Source organism: Kitasatospora purpeofusca, assembly GCF_036010405.1.
GTDB lineage: Bacteria > Actinomycetota > Actinomycetes > Streptomycetales > Streptomycetaceae > Kitasatospora > Kitasatospora purpeofusca.
In genome coordinates this window covers 5,759,001-5,776,216 of sequence record NZ_CP108561.1, presented here as the reverse complement: position 1 = coordinate 5,776,216, position 17,216 = coordinate 5,759,001, and the positions used below count along the sequence as shown (strand labels likewise).

At 73.3% G+C, this 17,216-nt stretch carries 17 protein-coding genes and 1 tRNA gene; 7 read left to right on the top strand and 11 right to left on the bottom strand.

The window, feature by feature from the left end:
- Positions 1–5: 5 nt before the first annotated feature.
- Entirely contained in the window at positions 6–1,217 is a 1,212-nt protein-coding gene (ilvA, locus tag OG715_RS25420; protein WP_266271243.1) for a threonine ammonia-lyase, read from the bottom strand.
- A 122-nt stretch (positions 1,218–1,339) separates the two neighbouring features.
- Here ilvA and OG715_RS25415 point away from each other — a divergent pair, with 122 nt between their 5' ends.
- Positions 1,340–1,819 carry a MarR family winged helix-turn-helix transcriptional regulator gene (locus OG715_RS25415; RefSeq protein WP_266271242.1) on the top strand — a complete coding sequence of 160 codons (480 nt, stop codon included), beginning with the start codon at positions 1,340–1,342 and terminating at the stop codon, positions 1,817–1,819.
- A gap of 18 nt (positions 1,820–1,837) precedes the next feature.
- Here the strand turns inward: OG715_RS25415 and OG715_RS25410 are convergent, their stop codons facing one another.
- Entirely contained in the window at positions 1,838–2,995 is a 1,158-nt protein-coding gene (locus tag OG715_RS25410) for a cystathionine gamma-synthase (protein WP_266271241.1), read from the bottom strand.
- 131 nt (positions 2,996–3,126) lie between these two features.
- Here OG715_RS25410 and msrA point away from each other — a divergent pair, with 131 nt between their 5' ends.
- Together msrA and OG715_RS25400 are read left to right on the top strand one after the other, a co-directional pair.
- Entirely contained in the window at positions 3,127–3,798 is a 672-nt protein-coding gene (gene msrA, locus OG715_RS25405; RefSeq protein WP_266271239.1) for a peptide-methionine (S)-S-oxide reductase MsrA, read from the top strand.
- 119 nt (positions 3,799–3,917) lie between these two features.
- Positions 3,918–4,286, top strand: coding sequence for a cupin domain-containing protein (locus tag OG715_RS25400; RefSeq protein ID WP_266271238.1), 369 nt, complete (start codon positions 3,918–3,920; stop codon positions 4,284–4,286).
- A 36-nt stretch (positions 4,287–4,322) separates the two neighbouring features.
- Here OG715_RS25400 and OG715_RS25395 read toward each other — a convergent pair whose 3' ends face one another.
- The 6 genes from OG715_RS25395 to OG715_RS25370 all read right to left on the bottom strand — a co-directional run bounded on the left by OG715_RS25395 (position 4,323) and on the right by OG715_RS25370 (position 10,249).
- Positions 4,323–4,838, bottom strand: coding sequence for a DUF1203 domain-containing protein (locus OG715_RS25395; RefSeq protein WP_266271236.1), 516 nt, complete (start codon positions 4,836–4,838; stop codon positions 4,323–4,325).
- An 85-nt stretch (positions 4,839–4,923) separates the two neighbouring features.
- The gene (locus OG715_RS25390; protein ID WP_266271234.1) at positions 4,924–5,805 is read right to left on the bottom strand and encodes a hypothetical protein; all 882 of its coding nucleotides are present in this window, start codon (positions 5,803–5,805) and stop codon (positions 4,924–4,926) included.
- A complete protein-coding gene (locus tag OG715_RS25385) occupies positions 5,802–6,362 on the bottom strand; it encodes a SigE family RNA polymerase sigma factor (RefSeq protein WP_266271232.1) in 561 nt (186 codons plus the stop codon). Before OG715_RS25385 ends, OG715_RS25390 begins: the two co-directional genes overlap by 4 nt.
- Before the next feature lie 110 nt (positions 6,363–6,472).
- The gene (locus OG715_RS25380; RefSeq protein ID WP_407661018.1) at positions 6,473–7,819 is read right to left on the bottom strand and encodes a L,D-transpeptidase; all 1,347 of its coding nucleotides are present in this window, start codon (positions 7,817–7,819) and stop codon (positions 6,473–6,475) included.
- A gap of 172 nt (positions 7,820–7,991) precedes the next feature.
- Positions 7,992–8,330, bottom strand: a complete 339-nt coding sequence (locus OG715_RS25375; RefSeq protein WP_030397047.1) for a hypothetical protein — start codon at positions 8,328–8,330, stop codon at positions 7,992–7,994.
- 515 nt (positions 8,331–8,845) lie between these two features.
- The gene (locus OG715_RS25370) at positions 8,846–10,249 is read right to left on the bottom strand and encodes a cystathionine beta-synthase (protein ID WP_266271228.1); all 1,404 of its coding nucleotides are present in this window, start codon (positions 10,247–10,249) and stop codon (positions 8,846–8,848) included.
- Positions 10,250–10,607: 358 nt separating this feature from the next.
- Between OG715_RS25370 and OG715_RS25365 the strand changes: the two genes are divergently transcribed.
- The 3 genes from OG715_RS25365 (at position 10,608) to OG715_RS25355 (ending at position 14,287) form a co-directional block, all read left to right on the top strand.
- Positions 10,608–11,744, top strand: coding sequence for an SGNH/GDSL hydrolase family protein (locus tag OG715_RS25365; RefSeq protein WP_266271226.1), 1,137 nt, complete (start codon positions 10,608–10,610; stop codon positions 11,742–11,744).
- A 62-nt stretch (positions 11,745–11,806) separates the two neighbouring features.
- The gene (locus tag OG715_RS25360; RefSeq protein ID WP_266271224.1) at positions 11,807–13,027 is read left to right on the top strand and encodes an acetyl-CoA C-acetyltransferase; all 1,221 of its coding nucleotides are present in this window, start codon (positions 11,807–11,809) and stop codon (positions 13,025–13,027) included.
- 291 nt (positions 13,028–13,318) lie between these two features.
- Positions 13,319–14,287: a hypothetical protein gene (locus OG715_RS25355; protein ID WP_266271223.1), complete on the top strand. Its 969-nt coding sequence runs from the start codon at positions 13,319–13,321 to the stop codon at positions 14,285–14,287.
- 117 nt (positions 14,288–14,404) lie between these two features.
- Here OG715_RS25355 and OG715_RS25350 read toward each other — a convergent pair whose 3' ends face one another.
- From OG715_RS25350 to OG715_RS25340, 3 genes are all read right to left on the bottom strand, one after another.
- A complete protein-coding gene (locus OG715_RS25350; protein ID WP_266271222.1) occupies positions 14,405–14,809 on the bottom strand; it encodes a hypothetical protein in 405 nt (134 codons plus the stop codon).
- 103 nt (positions 14,810–14,912) lie between these two features.
- Positions 14,913–15,821: a Bax inhibitor-1/YccA family protein gene (locus tag OG715_RS25345; RefSeq protein WP_266271219.1), complete on the bottom strand. Its 909-nt coding sequence runs from the start codon at positions 15,819–15,821 to the stop codon at positions 14,913–14,915.
- 138 nt (positions 15,822–15,959) lie between these two features.
- A tRNA-Leu gene (locus tag OG715_RS25340) sits at positions 15,960–16,041 on the bottom strand.
- A gap of 304 nt (positions 16,042–16,345) precedes the next feature.
- On the opposite strand from OG715_RS25340, the gene OG715_RS25335 reads away from it, so the two are divergent.
- Complete coding sequence (locus OG715_RS25335; protein ID WP_407661130.1) at positions 16,346–17,215, top strand: ABC transporter ATP-binding protein; 870 nt, start codon at positions 16,346–16,348, stop codon at positions 17,213–17,215.
- Position 17,216 lies beyond the last annotated feature (1 nt).

Here is a 17,216-nt window from a genome sequence, read left to right as displayed (position 1 = left end):
GACCGCTACGCCGAGACCACGTACCCCGCGTCCCGCAGCTCGCCGAGCACCGCCGCGCAGTGCTCCGGCCCCTTGGTCTCCAGGTGCAGGTCCACCTCCACCTCGGTCAGCCCCAGCCGGGGATCGACCCGTACGTGCGCCACGTCCAGGACATTGGCGTCGACCCTGGTCAGCACCCCGAGCAGTCCCGCCAGCGCCCCGGGCCGGTCCGCCAGCCGCACCCGCAGCGAGAGGTAGCGGCCGGCCGCCGCCAGGCCGTGCCGCAGCACCCGCTGCATCAGCTGCGGATCGATGTTCCCGCCGGAGAGCACCGCCACCACCGGCCCCTCGAAGGAGTCCGGCCGCTCCAGCAGGGCCGCGATCGGCGCCGCCCCGGCCGGCTCCACCACCAGCTTCAGCCGCTCCAGCCCGAGCAGCAGGGCCCGGGACAGCGAGTCCTCGGACACGGTGCGGACCCCGTCGGCCAGGGTGTTGACGAGCTCGAACGGCACGTCCCCGGGCCGCCCCACCATGATCCCGTCGGCCATGGTGGCGAACCGCTCCAGCGAGACCGGCCGCCCCGCCGCCAGCGAGGGCGGGTACGCCGCGGCGCCCGCCGCCTGCACCCCCACCACCCGGACGTCCGGCCGCAGCGGCTTGACCGCCGCCGCGATCCCGGCCAGCAGTCCGCCGCCGCCCACCCCGACCAGCACGGTCCGCACCTCGGGGCACTGCTCCAGGATCTCCAGCCCGACCGTGGCCTGCCCGATCACGATGTCCCGGTGGTCGAACGGGTGGATGAACACCGACCCGCTCGCCTCCGCGTACCGCTGCGCCGCCTGCAGCGCCTCGTCCACGGTCGTCCCGTGCAACCGGACCTCGGCGCCGTACTCCCGGGTCGCCGCGACCTTGGGCAGCGGCGCGGCCAGCGGCATGAAGACGGTGGAGCGCACCCCGAGCAGCGAGGCCGCCAGCGCCACGCCCTGGGCGTGGTTGCCGGCACTGGCCGCGACCACCCCGCCCGCCCGCTGCACCGGCGAGAGGCCCGCGATCCGGACGTACGCCCCGCGCAGTTTGAACGAGCCGGTGCGCTGGAGGTTCTCGCACTTCAGGTGGACCGGAGCGCCGACCAGCGCGGAGAGGTGGCGGCTGCCCTCCATCGGCGTCGTCCGGGCCACCCCGGCGAGCATCTTCTGGGCGCCGCGGACATCGTCGAGGGTGATCGGCCAGCTGTGCATGACAGCAGCCTAGGGGTCGACGGCGCGCCGTCCGGGGACGTCGGCCCTGTTCCCGGGCCCGCCCGGCCCGCGTACGCTGCTGCTTCTGAGCCTCTCTCACCGCATGATGATCGTGAGCCGCGATGACGACGACCTCGCCCCTGGCCTCCGACCTCAACGACCCCGTGCACACGCAACTCCAGTACCAGCTGGCGGTGTTCGCCCGCAGAATGGAACAGGTCCGCGGATCCGACGGAGTGGCCGCCCTGGTCCGGGCCGCCTACCTGCTGCTGGAGCGGCTGGAGCGGCTCGGCCCCGCCAACGTCAAGGCCCTGGCCGACGCGCTGGGGGTCGACTCCTCCACCGTCACCCGGCAGGTCGCCCCCCTGGTCGCGGCCGGCCTGGTCGGCCGGGTGCAGGACCCGGCCGACCGGCGCGCCGTCCGGCTCGCCCTGACCCCGCTCGGCGCCGACCGGCTGGACGAAGTCCGGGCGGGGCGGACGGAGTTGACGCGCCAGCTGGTCGCCGACTGGCCGGCCGAGGAGCAGCAGGCGTTCTGCGCCCTGCTGGCCCGCTTCAACCACTCGATGGAGTCGTACTCGGCGGGCCGGCAGGGCGCCTGAAGCCTGTTCCGGAAGGCGCTACTTGCCCAGCGCCTGCTGGAGGTCGGCCAGCAGGTCGTCGATCGACTCGATGCCGACGGAGACCCGCACCAGGTCGGCCGGCACCTCCAGCGCCGAACCGGCCACCGAGGCGTGGGTCATCCGGCCCGGGTGCTCGATCAGCGACTCCACGCCGCCCAGCGACTCACCGAGGGTGAACAGCTCCGCCCGGTTGCAGACCTCGACCGCCGCCTCCTCGCCGCCGTTCACCCGGAACGACACCATGCCGCCGAAGGCCTTCATCTGCTTGGCGGCGATCTCGTGGCCGGGGTGCTCGGGCAGGCCCGGGTACAGCACCTGGCTGACCTTGGGGTGGCCGGCCAGCAGCTCGGCGACCTTCTCGGCGTTCGAGCTGTGCCGGTCCATCCGGACGCCCAGGGTCTTGATGCCGCGCAGCACCAGCCAGGCGTCGAACGGGCCGGAGACCGCGCCCATCGCGTTCTGGTGGTAGGCGACCTCCTCGGCCAGTCCGGCCTCGGCGATCACCAGGGCGCCGCCGACCACGTCGGAGTGGCCGCCCATGTACTTGGTGGTCGAGTGCACGACCACGTCGGCGCCGAGCGCGATCGGCTGCTGCAGGTACGGGCTGGCGAAGGTGTTGTCGACGACCAGCAGCGCGCCGGCGCCGTGCGCGATGTCGGCCAGCGCGGCCAGGTCGGTGATGCCCAGCAGCGGGTTGGACGGGGTCTCCACCCAGACCGCGCGGGTGTTGGGGCGCAGTGCCTCGCGGACCGTGGACAGGTCCTGGGTGTTGGCCACGGAGAACTCGACGCCCCAGCGGGTCAGCACCTTGGCGAAGAGCCGGAAGGTGCCGCCGTAGGCGTCGTTGGGGATCACGATGTGGTCGCCCGGCTTGAGGATCGTGCGCAGGAGCGTGTCCTCGGCGGCCAGGCCGGAGGCGAAGGCGAGTCCTCGGGAGCCGCCCTCCAGCGCGGCGAGGCACTCCTCCAGCGCGGTACGGGTCGGGTTGGCGCTGCGGCTGTACTCGTAGCCGCCCCGCAGGCCGCCCACCCCGTCCTGCTTGTAGGTGGACACCTGGTAGATCGGCGTGACGACGGCCCCGGTCTGGGGGTCTGCTTCCTGACCCGCGTGGATGGCGAGGGTCTCGAAGCCCTGGGGAAGCTGGTGCTCGGTCATGCTCCGAGCGTAGTCGGCGAACGCCGGGGTGCCGCCCGGAAGGCGTCCGGCGGCCGGGGACCGGCCGGAATCCCCGGGCGGGCGACGGTGTTGGAACGTCCGCAACCCCTGTCGAACCGTTGGAGCAGGCCGTGCTGTTCAACCGCCACAAGACCTCGCTCGTCCCCGCCGACCAGGCACTGCCCGGCCGGGCGGCCCCCGGCTTCACGCTGGACGAGCCGCACACCGTCCTCGGCCACCCGCTGACCGGCCCGTACCCCGACGGGTTCGAGGTCGCGGACTTCGGCCTCGGCTGCTTCTGGGGCGCCGAGCGCACGTTCTGGCGGCTGCCCGGCGTCTGGACGACGCTGGTCGGCTACCAGGGCGGCCACACCCCGAACCCGACGTACGAGGAGGTGTGCAGCGGCCTGACCGGGCACACCGAGGCGGTGCGGGTGGTCTTCGACCCGGCGGTGATCTCCTACGAGCGGCTGCTGAAGACCTTCTGGGAGGCGCACGACCCGACCCAGGGCAACCGCCAGGGCAACGACGTGGGCAGCCAGTACCGCTCCGCGGCCTACACCCACTCCCCCGCCCAGGCGGCCACCGCGACCGCGACCAGGGACGCCTTCCAGCCGGCGCTGACGGCGATCGGCCTCGGCCCGATCACCACCGAGATCGCCCCGGCCGGCCCGTTCTTCCCGGCCGAGCCGTACCACCAGCAGTACCTGTCGGACGCCAAGAACCCGAACGGCTACTGCGGTCTCGGCGGCACCGGTGCCAGCTGCCCGATCGGGGTGGCCAGGACGGGTACCCGGGGCTGAGCCGCCGGGGTTCCGCCCCGCGCCCGGCAGGCGCAGACTGGAGGGACCAGGAGGGCGGCCGCACCACCCGCCCCGGTGGCGCGGCCGCTCCTGTCCCGAGGAGACCCGAGGAGCACCCCATGGCCGGTCTCATCCGCAGGAACTTCGACACCGAACCCGAGGAGGTCCGCCCGTTCGAGGCGGACACCGGCGAGCTGCGCCTGGTCCACCTGGACGCCGGGGGCGTCGGGCGGGCGGTGTTCCGGCCGGGCTGGCAGTGGTCCCGGCACGTCAAGCCGATCGCGAAGACCGACAGCTGCCAGGCCGCGCACGTCGGATACATGATCTCGGGGCGGCTGAAGATCGTCATGGACGACGGCGAGGAGAGCGAGTTCGGCCCCGGCGACTTCATGGTCTGCCCGCCCGGTCACGACGCCTGGGTGGTCGGCGACGAGCCGGCGGTCGTCCTGGACTGGCAGGGCTACGGGGACTACGCCAAGCGCTCGTGAGCACCCGGCCGGCACCAGCCCCCCGCGCGTGCGCGGTCACCCCCGCCGGACCTCGTGCATGAAGCACCCGAACTCCACCGCCCGGACGTGCACCACGGCCACCTCCGGGTCGGCGAGCAGGAGCGCCGCGCCCGCCTCGGCGGTCTCCGGCTGCACCACGACGCCGCCGAGGATGTGCCCGCGCCGGTCGTAGCCGCGCAGCACCCGCTGACCGCCGTGGAAGCCCTCCGGCCAGCCCTCCCCGGCCGCCGGGCCCCCGCACGGGCCGTCGTGCACGAACACCGGGCCGAGTTCCTCGTACGGGCCGGGCTCGGCCCCGGTCTCGGCGGCCCAGCGCCGCAGCGGCGCGTAGCTCAGCAGGGCGATCCGCTCCCCGGCCCCGGCCCGGGCCAGGCAGCAGCGCAGCGGGGCGCCGCCGCTCTCGTCGACCGAGCGGACCGGCGGGCGGCCGGCGTCGTCGCGCTCCAGCAGGGAGCGGTGCACGGCCGGGTCGATCGCCCGGACGGTCAGGACCGACGGGGCGGGCGGAGCGGCAGGAGTGGTGGTCGTCATGCCTCCACCCTCCCCCCGCCGCCCCCGGGAGTCCGGCGGATTTCGGCCCTCGCGTTCGACGGCGCTCCACCGGTACCGCCCGCCGTCAGCGCGTGGCCGGTGTGCCCGTCCCGCCACCCGCGGTGGCCCAGGGGTCGGAGCGGCGCGGGTCGATCAGGTCCGCGAGCCGCGTCCCGTCGGCGGCCCAGGCCGCGACGGAGGGGGAGCCCTCGGGCCCGTTCGGGCCGGAGGAGGAGCGGGTGACACCGGGAACCACCGCGTAGTAGGCGGTCCATCCGTTCATCTCCGTGGTGGTGACCAGAGTGGCGACGACCTGGACGCCCTTGAGTTCGACCATGATCCGGGCCGGCGCCGGGCCCAGGTAGAGGCCGGTCACCACGGTCCGCTCGCCGTCCCCGAGGCTCTGCGCGCCGACGGTGGGCCGGCTGCGGTCGAGGTTGTCGCTGGTGGCGTCGCGGCAGCCGAACGGCTTCTCCCACGTTCCGGTGGTCTGCTCCCACCTCTCGACGCAGGACTCGGTCGCGGTGACGCTCATCCGGTAGCCGTCGGCGATCGTGAGCTGCTTGCCGGGCACCACCAGCCGGACCGGCGAGTCCGGCAGCGCCCCCGGACCGCCGGGCCGCTCCGACGCGCCCGCCCCCGTGGCGACGGGCACCACCGGCACCGGGGACGACGCCGACGCCGCAGGGGCCGCGCCGGGCACCGCGGCAGCCGTCGTCGTGACCGCCGCCCCTGCCGTGCCCGTCGCGCCGCCGGTCGGCCGGGGGGCGCCGAGGGTCAGCGCCGTCCCCCCGCAGACCAGGACGACCGCCAGCGCGGCCGCCCCCGTGCCGAGCCGCCGCCGGGCCCGACGGCGCCGCGCCCCGGCGATGACCGCCGCCGGGTCGGGTCCCCCCGCCCCCCAGGCCGTGTCCTCCCGGGTCAGCAGCTCGCCGAGCCGCTCCTCGAATTCCGCGCCGCCGTTCATACCGCCACCTCGATGTCGCTCGGGTCGTGGCCCGCCGGACCGCCGGTGCGGTCGGCGAGCTCGGGCCGTGCGCGCAGCTTCGACAGCGCCCGGTGCAGCGTGGACTTGACCGTCCCGGGCGCGATGCCCAGTTCGGCGGCGGTCTCGGCCTCACTCAGGTCCCCGTAGTACCGCAGCACCACGACCGCCCGCTCGCGCCGGGTGAGGGCGGCCAGCGCCTGGTGCAGCAGTGCCCGCTGGGCCTGCTGCTCGGCGAAGTCCGCCGGCACCGGCCGGTCGGGGGCACGGTCGGTGGGCAGCTCACGGTTGCGCGAACGCCGCCACCAGTCGCGGTGCTGGTTGACGACGATCCGCCGCACATAGGCGGCCGGGTCGTCCGCGTTCGCGGTGATCCTGGGCCAGTGCAGGTAGGCGCGTTCCAGCGCCGACTGCACGATGTCCCCGGCCCGGTGCGGATCGCCGGTCAGCAGCTCGGCCAACCTGATCAGCCGCGGCCCGATGCCGACCACGAACGCGCTGAACTCGGCGTCCAGGCGCTCCCTCTGCTCGCGTTTCACACCCCCCTGACTCCTCGGGGGGCCGGTGGGGTTCTGTCCTCGCGGCCGGGAATTCGCGCGGGTGGCAGGCCGCGGCCGGAGCGGGGGAACTCCCGCGGCGCCCGGGGGCGTCAGACCGCGCTGCCGGCCTTCCAGTCGGCCCAGGCCATGTTCCAGCCGTTGAGGCCGTTGGACGGGACGACGGTCTTGTCCCCGGAGTTGGTGACCTCGACCACGTCGCCGACCATCGAGCTCTTGAAGAACTTGTAGCCGTCCGCGTTGGCGTCCTGGCCGCCCTTGACGTCGCGCAGGCCGACGCAGCCGTGGCTGGTGTTCTGGCTGCCGAAGGTCGACGCGGGGGACCAGTAGTTGCCGTGGATGAAGGTGCCGGAGGTGGAGAGGCGCTGGGCGTGCGGCACGTCCGGGATGTCGTACTCGCTGCCGAGGCCGACGGTCTGCGAGTTCATCCGGGTCTGCTGGTACTGCTCGGTGATCACCATCTTCCCGCCCCAGGTGCGGAACTCGGGCGAGCCGCCGGAGATCGCGTAGACGGCGCTGACCTGGCCGTCGGTGGTGACGGTGAGCTTCTTGGCGGCGAGGTCGGCGACGCTGGTCTGGGCCCGGCCGACGGTGAAGCGGACGTCCTTGGACTGGGTGCCGTAGACGCCCTTGGCGCCCTGGACGTCCTTGAGCCGGAGCTTGACGGTGACCTTGGTGCCCTTGGCCCAGTACTGCTGCGGGCGGAAGTCGAGGCGGGTGCTGGAGAACCAGTGCCCGACGATCTCGACGCCCGGCTCGGCCACCACGGTGATGGCCTGCTGGACGGCCTTGCGGTCGGTGACCGGCTTGCTGAAGTTGATCGAGACCGGCATGCCGACGCCGACCACCGAGCCGTCCTCGGGGGTGAAGTAGCCCACGAAGGTGTTGGCCGGCGTCGCGGTGGTGAAGACCGCGTTGGCGTCGGCCTCCAGCTTGTCCTTGTCGACGGCGGCGGCGGCCACCGTGTACTTGGTGCCGCTGGCCGGGGAGGCGGCGGAGGTCCAGACGGTGCCGTCGTCGGACAGCGCGCCCGCCAGCGCCTTGCCGGTGGAGTCGGTGACCGCGACCGAGGTGAGGGTGCCGCCGGCGACGGCGACCCGGACGGGGTCGCTGAAGCCGGCCGAGGTGGTGCCGTCGGCCGGGGTGACGGTGATCACGGCGACGGAGGTCTTCGGGGTGCTGGTGGCACTGGGCGTCGGCTGTCCGCTCCCGCTCCCGCTCCCGCTCCCGCCCCCGGAACCGGTGCCGGTGCCGCCGGATCCACCGGAACCGCCGGTGCCCGTCGTTCCGGTGCCCGCGCCGTTGTCCGCGCTCTTGGTGTCGTTGCAGGCCGCCAGCAGCAGCACCGGGGCGCCGACCAGCCCGGCGAGTACGCCGCGTCGGCTCCAGCTGCTCGCGGCCGACCGGCCCTGACCGTCCCGTGCCGTCACGTCGCCCACTCCCTGCTGCTCATCCGGGCATTACGGATACAAAAACGCAATCCGTACGTTCACGGTTCCAACACCAACGGCTTGCGATCGTATGAGAAGACGAAACCAAGTGCCAAATATGGACAAAAAGCCCGACCTGCGGACAGCAGGCCGGGCTTTCGTCGGAAGTGGCGGGCGAGCCCTACTCGGCCGACTCCTCCACCGCGTACTCGTCCCAGTCCCCGTCCTCGGGGTCGAAGTCGGTGTTCGCCGACTCCCAGGTCGCCGAGGCGAGCTCGACACCCGGGACGTCGCCGAGCAGCGCCACCGGGTCGATGAAGTGGGCGAGCGAACCCGCCGGGTCCACCTCGATGGCCTCGACGGACTGCGCGCGCTCCTCGTCGTCGAGGTACTCGTCCGCGGTCACCTGCTCCAGGGCCGCCGCCTTGAGGGCGCCCTCGTCGGTGATCTCGGCGATGAGCTCGATGCTGAGCCGGACGTAGCGCGGGCTGTCCTGGCCGGTCGTGTCAGTGCTGGTCATGCGCCGAGACTACGGGATCCCGCCCACCGGGAGGCGCCGGAGAAGACCGGGAGGCGCCGGAGAAGACCGGGAGGCGCCGGAGAAAAGCAGCGGGGCCGGTCCCCCCTTCGAGGAGGGACCGGCCCCACCGCTTCCGCCCGTCTCCCCCACCCGGGAGCCGTGCGGACGCGCCGAGCGGCGCGGGTCGTCCGGGAGCCGCCTCACCCTGGCAGCCGGCCGGAGCCGGGCAGGGGCGGGACGACGACGTCTCCGCGGACAGGGACACCACCGGCCGGGTCAGGACCGACCGTCGTGCCCGGGACGGACGTACCGCCGGGGAGCCGCTCCCGGCCGGTCGTTGTCGTCCCGTTCGGCGTCTTGCCGTGTGCACAACCATGCCGCAGTCGTGTTAAGCCCGTGCTGCACGGAGATGACGCCGGTGTACCGGTTCGCCCGGAAACGGAACCGGTACCGTACGGTTCCTCAGCCACCGGGTCGGGGGCGGCGGCTGACCGCCGGTCGGCGCGCGGCGGGCCTCAGTGGCCGAGGCGGCTGCCGGCCAGGAAGCCGAGCAGGTCCTGGCGGGTGACGATGCCCTGCGGCTTGCCCTCCACCAGCACCACCGCGGCGTCGGCCTTCTCCAGCACCGACATCAGGTTGGTGACGGTCTCGCCCGAGCCGACCACCGGCAGCGGCTTGGACATCACCCGGTCCAGGGTGTCGGTCAGCTGGATGTCGCCCGCGAAGACGCCCTCCAGCAGCAGCTTCTCCGCCACCGAGCCGATCACCTCGCCGGCCATGATGTCCGGGTGGCCGGCGCCCGGCGAGACCACCGGCATCTGCGAGACGCCGTACTCGCGCAGCACCCGCACCGCCTCGGAGACGGTCTCGTTGGGGTGCATGTGGACGAACTGCGGAATGCCCTCGTGCTCGATGGCGTCCTTGCGGGCCAGCACCTCGCCGATGTGCGCCTCGTCGGTGGCGGACGGCAGGAAGCCGTAGTCGGCCATCCAGTCGTCGTTGAAGATCTTCGAGAGGTAGCCCCGGCCGCCGTCCGGCAGCAGCACCACGACGACGTCGTCCGGGCCGAGCCCGCGCGCCACCTCCAGTGCGGCGACGACCGCCATGCCGCAGGAGCCGCCGACCAGCAGGCCCTCCTCCTTGGCCAGGCGGCGGGTCATCTGGAAGGAGTCCTTGTCGGAGACGGCGACGATGCCGTCCGCGACGTCGCGGTCGTAGGCGGTCGGCCAGAAGTCCTCACCGACGCCCTCGACCAGGTACGGCCGGCCGGTGCCGCCCGAGTAGACCGAGCCCTCCGGGTCGGCGCCGATCACCTTGACCTTGCCGCCGGAGACCTCCTTCAGGTAGTTGCCGGTGCCGGAGATGGTGCCGCCGGTGCCGACGCCCGCCACGAAGTGGGTGATCCGGCCGCCGGTCTGCTCCCACAGCTCCGGACCGGTGGAGTGGAAGTGCGAGGCCGGGTTGTCCGGGTTGGAGTACTGGTCCGGCTTCCAGGCGTTCGGGGTCTCCCGGACCAGGCGGTCGGACACGTTGTAGTACGAGTCCGGGTGCTCGGGGGCGACGGCGGTCGGACAGACGACCACCTCGGCGCCGTAGGCGCGCAGCGTGTTGATCTTGTCGGTGGACACCTTGTCCGGACAGACGAAGATGCACTTGTAGCCCTTCTGCTGGGCCACGATCGCCAGACCGACACCGGTGTTGCCGGAGGTCGGCTCGACGATGGTGCCCCCGGGCTTGAGGGCGCCCGAGGCCTCGGCGGCCTCGATCATCCGCACGGCGATGCGGTCCTTCACCGAGCCGCCGGGGTTGAAGTACTCGACCTTGGCGAGCACGGTGGCGCTGATCCCCTCGGCGACCTTGTTCAGCTTGACCAGCGGCGTGTTGCCGACCAGGTCGATGATCGAATTGTGGTACCGCACGGGGGTCCTCCCGGTGTGTGGGCATACGAGTGCTGTCGGTACCGCAAGCCTAGGGCGTGTCTTTCGGATCCCGTCGGATGGGCGGGCGTCGTTGGGGTGCGTGCATCGGCGGCGCCGAGGAGGGAGTCCATGCGGAGCATCGGCGACCGACGAGAAGGCGTCGAGGTGCGTGCCCCAACGACGCCCGCCCGGCGGGATCCGAAAGACACGCCCCACGTACCGGCCGCCCCGGAGAGCCCGTGCGCACCACGAACGGCCCACCCCCGTCGTAGGCCGCGCCCCGGGCGGGTACTAGGGGTGTACACGCATCGGGAACGGCACCCGTCGGGGTGGCACGAGGACGCGAAGGGGGCACCGGGTGCCAGGAACACAGCAGTCGCGGGCCCGGGTGGCCCGGCGGATCGCCACCGCGGCGGCGTACGGCGGCGGCGGGCTCGGGGTCCTGGGGGTGGGCCTGGTCGGCCTGCTGCTGACCGAGAGCAAACTGGCCGTCCAGGCCATCGGCATCCTGGACGGCGACCCGCCGAGGGCCGACGGCGTCTACGGCGAGGCCTTCGCCGACAGCGCGGCCGAGCCGCAGCCGCCCCTGGTCCTGGCCTTCCTGGGCGACTCCACCGCGGCCGGGCTCGGGGTACTGCGGGCCCGGGAGACCCCGGGAGCACTGCTCGCCGCCGGCCTCGCCTCGGTCGCCGAGCGCCCGGTCCGGCTGGCCAACGTGGCGTTCTCGGGCGGCCGCTCCGCCGATCTGGCCGGCCAGCTGGAACAGGCCCTGGCCTGCCGCCCGGACATCGCCGTGATCATGATCGGCGCCAATGACGTGACCCGGCACAGCCCGGCCCAGCTCGCGGTGCGCCAGCTCGGCGAGACGGTCGCGGCGCTGCGGGCCGCCGGCTGCGAGGTGGTGGTCGGCACCTGCCCCGACCTCGGGACCATCAAGCCGGTCCGTCCGCCGCTGCGCTGGGTGGCCCGCCGGGTCAGCCGGCAGCTGGCCGCCGCGCAGACCATCGCGGTGGTGGAGGCGGGCGGCCGGACGGTCTCGCTCGGCTCACTGCTCGGTCCGGAGTTCGCGGCCAGGCCGGAGATGTTCGCGGCCGACCGCTACCACCCCTCCGCCCAGGGCTACGCGACGGCCGCGATGGCCGTCCTGCCCTCGGTCTGCGCCGCGCTGGGCCTCTGGCCGCAGGAGGAGCCGGCCGACGGGCCGGTCCCCGGCGAGGCGGTGCTGCCGGTGGCGGTGGCCGCGGCGGCCGCGGCCGACCGGGCCGGCAGCGAGGTGGCGGCGGTCGGCGGCGGCGAGGACGGCGCGGCCGGGCGCTGGGCGCTGCTGCGCCACCGGCTGCGGGTCGGCCTGCCGGGCTCCTGGGTCGCCGGGGAGCCGGTCGGCGGGCCGTCCGACCGAATGGCCGAGGGCCTGTCCGGGGGGCTCCCCGGGAGCGCCGGTCCGCTGCCCGGCAACACGTCGGCCAGCTCACACACCGGGGCGGGTGACGACTGAGCTACCAGACGGTAACTTTCCTCCCGGACGCCCGTCCGCCGCCGCTCAGCGAGGAGCCCGCCATGCCCGAAGCCGTCATCGTCAGCGCCACCCGTTCGCCGATCGGCCGGGCCTTCAAGGGCTCCCTGAAGGACGTCCGCCCGGACGACCTGACCGCGCACATCATCCAGGCCGCACTGGCCAAGGTGCCGCAGCTCGACCCGCGCGAGATCGACGACCTGATGCTCGGCTGCGGCCTGCCCAGCGGCGAGCAGGGCCACAACCTGGCCCGGATCGTGGCGGTGCAGATGGGCATGGACTACCTGCCCGGCACCACCATCACCCGCTACTGCTCCTCCTCGCTGCAGACCACCCGGATGGCCCTGCACGCGATCAAGGCCGGCGAGGGCGACGTCTTCCTCTCGGCCGGCGTGGAGACCGTCTCCCGGTCGATCCACGGCACGTCGGACGGCATGCCCGGCACCATGAACCCGCTGTTCGGCGACGCCCAGGCCCGCACCGCGCTGCGGGCCGAGACCGGCGGCGGCGAGTGGCACGACCCGCGCGAGGACGGGCTGCTGCCGGACGCCTACATCGCGATGGGCCAGACCGCCGAGAACCTCGCCGCGCTCAAGGGCATCACCCGCGCCGAGCAGGACGAGTTCGGCGTGCGCTCGCAGAACCTCGCCGAGGCGGCGATCAAGGCCGGCTTCTGGGAGCGGGAGATCACCCCGGTCACCACGCCCGACGGCACCGTGGTCTCGACCGACGACGGCCCGCGCGCCGGCGTCACGCTGGAGGGCGTCTCCGGCCTCAAGCCGGTGTTCCGTCCGGACGGCACGGTCACCGCCGGTAACTGCTGCCCGCTGAACGACGGCGCCGCCGCACTGGTGATCATGTCCGACACCAAGGCCCGCGAGCTGGGCATCACCCCGCTCGCCCGGGTGGTCTCCACCGGCGTCAGCGCGCTCTCCCCCGAGATCATGGGCTACGGCCCGGTCGAGGCCTCGAAGCAGGCGCTGAAGCGGGCGGGCCTCTCCATCGGCGACATCGACCTGGTCGAGATCAACGAGGCCTTCGCCGCCCAGGTGATCCCCTCCTACCGGGACCTCGGCGTCGACCTGGACCGGCTGAACGTCAACGGCGGCGCGATCGCGGTCGGCCACCCCTTCGGCATGACCGGTGCCCGGATCACCACCACCCTGATCAACTCGCTCCAGTGGCACGACAAGCAGTTCGGCCTGGAGACCATGTGCGTCGGCGGCGGCCAGGGCATGGCGATGGTCCTGGAGCGCCTCAGCTGACCTCGCGCTGTCAACCCGGAAGGGTCCAGACCACCCATTTGGAGTGACGCAGCGTAATTGAGGGCCGGATCACACCGCGAGGTCGATCCGGCCCTCTTTTCTGTCATTTCCGGACCGGAAATCGACGGTGCGGAGCGGATCAACTCCGCTGCGTAGAGCGGTCCTACCTAACAATTTGGGGACAAGAGCGAAAGTCACCGACAAATTGGACATTGGCCACTGCGGTAACACCGCCGGATGGGGCAGTGTGGAGAGGTAACCCCGTTCCACTCCTCCCTAGGAGTACGTTCCGTGAGCGCCGTCTACACCATCCTGTTGCTGATCCTGATCGCCGTGTCGACCGCCGTGCTGGTCCACCTCCGGGGAATCTCCCGCCGGTTGGAGGCACGGGCCGCCGTCGCCCCGACCGTCGACGAGGCCGCGATACGCCGGGCCGTCGCCGAGGCCCTGGCCGCCGACCGCGAGCGGGAGATCACCGAGGCCCGGGCGTTCTGGGCCGAGCAGGAGGCCCGCGCGGCCGAGGACGCGCCGCTGTTCGACTCCCCGTTCGCCGGCGTCTTCAGCACCGCCGACGAATGGCCGCTCTTCTTCCCCCGGCCCACCGGGCCGAACGAGGCCGCCGACAACGCCGACCACCCGGGCACCATGGACCCGGAGTTCGGCGAGGCCCTGCGCTCGGCGCTGGAGGACCTCATCGGCGACGGCGGCACCCGACCCGCCGGGACCGGCCCCGAGGGCGGCGGCCCGCTGCGCCCCGCCCACCCGGCCGGCCACCCCTCCGGCGGCCACCCGGCCGGCGAGGGCACCGGGGACGCCCGGGCCCGCCGCGAGGCCGACCTGCTGGCCACCGGCCTGGAGTCCGGGCTGCTGGACGCCGAGGCCGCCGTCGAGGAGGCCCCGGCCACCGCGCCCGACCCGCGCCGCCACCCCTCGCACCCCGACTTCGTGCCCAGCCAGACGCCGTCCCGGGAGTGGACCGACACCCGGCTGACCGCACTGGCCGAGGAGGGCACCGCACTGGTCGACGTCCGCCCCGGGCCGCTCGGCACCCTGGACGTCTACGCCTTCGCCGACGGCACCACGCTCTGCGTGGCCCCGGGCGACCGCGAGGCCGCGTACCGGCTGATCGACGCCGTCCGGGCCGGTGAGAACGTCCGACTGCTCGGCGGCTCCCGGTTCTCCGGCTCCTACTCCCTGACGTTCTCCACCGACGAGGACGCCGTGTACGTGCTCGCCGACCGGGTGGTGGCCAGCATCTGACCCGGGCGCGCCGACCCGGGCGCGCAGAGGCCGAGGGCCGGCCGGATCGAGGGGGTTACCCGATCCGGCCGGCCCTCGGCGTTCCGCCGGTTCTGCCGCACGGCGCCACCGGGCCCGTCAGAGGGCCGCCGCGGCCTCCGCCAGCCGTCGCACGGCCAGCGCCCGCACCGCCTCCACCGCCACCGCCGGGCCGTCCGGCAGGGCCACCGCGGCGTCCCCGGGCAGCGCGGCCAGGGCCGCCTCCAGGTCGTGCCCGACCACGGCGAGCTGGTCGCCGACGGCGAACGCCCCGGCGTCCGGCAGCTCGTCCGCGGGCGGGCCGTCCGCCCCGCCGTCGGCCCGGACCGCCTCGGCGGCCCGCGCCGTCACCGCCAGCCAGCGGGCCAGCGCCAGTCCGGCCGCGGCCCGCGAGGGGTGTCCGGGGACGGCGCCGAGCAGTCGGCTCTGCGGCATCGCACGGAACCGGTCGGCCAGCGCGTCGACGGCCTCGGCCAGGGTCTTCTCATCGGACGTCTCGGACATGCGGCGAGCATACGGGCCACCGGGAACGAAAGCCGCCGGGCCCCGGAGCGGTCGCTCCGGGGCCCGGCGGCAGTGGTGGTACAGCGGGTCGTGCGGCGGAGGATCAGTCGTCGCCGCGCAGGATCGCGATCAGCCGCAGCATCTCGATGTAGATCCAGACCAGCGACAGGGTGAGCCCGAAGGCCGCCCGCCAGGACTCCTTCTGCGGCGCGCCCTGCGCGATGGCCTCCTCGACCGCCGCGAAGTCAAGCGAGAGGAAGAACGCGCCGAGGCCGATGCCGACCAGGCCGACCACGATGCCCAGCGGGCCGTTGCGCAGCCCCATGTCGGCGCCGAACAGCGAGGCGACCATGTTGATCAGCATCAGCAGCACGAAGCCCATGGCGATCGCGATGCCGATCCGGGTGTAGCGCGGGGTGACCCGGATCCGCCCGGTCTTGTAGGCGATCAGCATCGCCGCGAACACCGCCGCGGTGCCCAGCACCGCCTGGATCGCGATGCCCTCCCAGACGCTGTTGAACACCTTGGTGATCGCACCGAGCGCGAAGCCCTGGAGGCCCGCGTAGAGCAGGATCAGCGGCGGGCTGACGCTCCGCTTGAAGGAGATCACCATGCCGAGCACGAACGCGACCAGCGAGGCGACGCCGGCCAGGCCGAAGTTCCGCTCCGGCAGCGCGAACCAGGCGAGACCGCCGGCCGCGACCAGGGTGAGCAGCGTCATCGCGGTGCGCGCGACCACGTCGTCCAGCGTCATCCGGCCCGTCGCCGCGGGACCGGCGGAGGGCGCGTTGTACATCTCGACGAGCTGCTCGTCGGTCAGCGGCGCCCCGCCCTGGGGCTGCTGGCCGTAGGGGTTGTTGGCGTACGGGTTGTTGCCGTACGGATTGTTGCCGTAGGGGTTGCCGGCGCTCGGGCCCCCGGCCGGCGGGGTCTGGGTGGTCCCGAAACCCGCGTAGCCGGACTCGCGGGTGAAGGACCCCTCCCGCGAGAAGACCGGGTTGCTGCTTCTCATTGCTCATTCCCTCCGTGGCGGCACTGCACCGCCCGCAGCACAAGGGTAATGGCTTGGCAAAGGGATCGGCATCCGCCGCGAGAAGGATTCGGCCGCTGACGTCCGGCGGGGACGCCGGTCGGCGTCCCCGCGAGTCGGTGCCCAGAGCCGGACTCGAACCGGCACGACCTTTCGGCCAAGCAGTTTTAAGCTGCCCGTGTCTGCGTTCCACCATCTGGGCTTCTGCGGACCAGGCCCCGCCGACGGAACGGAGAGCAACGCTCCGCCCCCGTGCGAGCCACCCCTGAGCCTAGTCGCCCGACATCCCCTTTCGCATGTTCCGAGGCGGGGAAGTTGTCATGTTTCCTTGCCATCTGACGAACAGTTCGTGATTTGGCCACTCGACCCGCTCGATCCGGCCATCGGCCTTCCGCTCAGGGTCGGTGTCATACCGCAGGAGGAGGGCGCCACCTGGGCGTACGCCCAGCGGTGGTCGGGCCAACCGTCCGGCGGAGCGACGAGAAACCATGATCACCGGAAGGAGCATGGAGGTACGGCCGGACGCCCCTGGAAGGGCCCCGGCCGGCCAGCATCCGGAGCCGTACGGCCCGGTCCGCCATGCCCGACCCGAGGAGCATCCCGTGAGCACGTCGACCGCAAGTGCCGTCCGTACCGGCCGGGCGGCCGCCCGCGCCACCGGCCTGAACAAGGTCTACGGGGAGGGCGAGACCCGCGTGGTCGCCCTCGACAACGTCAGCGTCACCTTCCCCCAGGGCGAGTTCACCGCGATCATGGGCCCCTCCGGCTCCGGCAAGTCCACCCTCATGCACTGCATGGCCGGCCTCGACACCGTCAGCTCCGGCTCCTCCACCATCGGCGACACCGAACTCGTCGGCCTCAAGGACAAGCAGCTCACCCAGCTGCGCCGCGACCACATCGGCTTCGTCTTCCAGGCCTTCAACCTGCTGCCGACCCTCACCGCCCTGGAGAACATCACCCTCCCCATGGACATCGCCGGCCGCAGGGCCGACAAGCAGTGGCTCGACCGCGTCGTCGACACCGTCGGCCTCTCCGGCCGCCTCTCCCACCGCCCCAGCCAGCTCTCCGGCGGCCAGCAGCAGCGCGTCGCCTGCGCCCGCGCCCTCGCCTCCAAGCCCGACATCGTCTTCGCCGACGAACCCACCGGCAACCTCGACTCCCGCTCCGGCGCCGAGATCCTCTCCTTCCTGCGCAACTCCGTCCGCGAACTCGGCCAGACCGTCGTCATGGTCACCCACGACCCCGTCGCCGCCGCCTACGCCGACCGCGTCGTCTTCCTCGCCGACGGCCGCATCGTCGACGAACTGACCGACCCCACCGCCGACACCGTCCTGGACCGCATGCGCCGCTTCGACGCCAAGGGCCGCACCAGCTGAC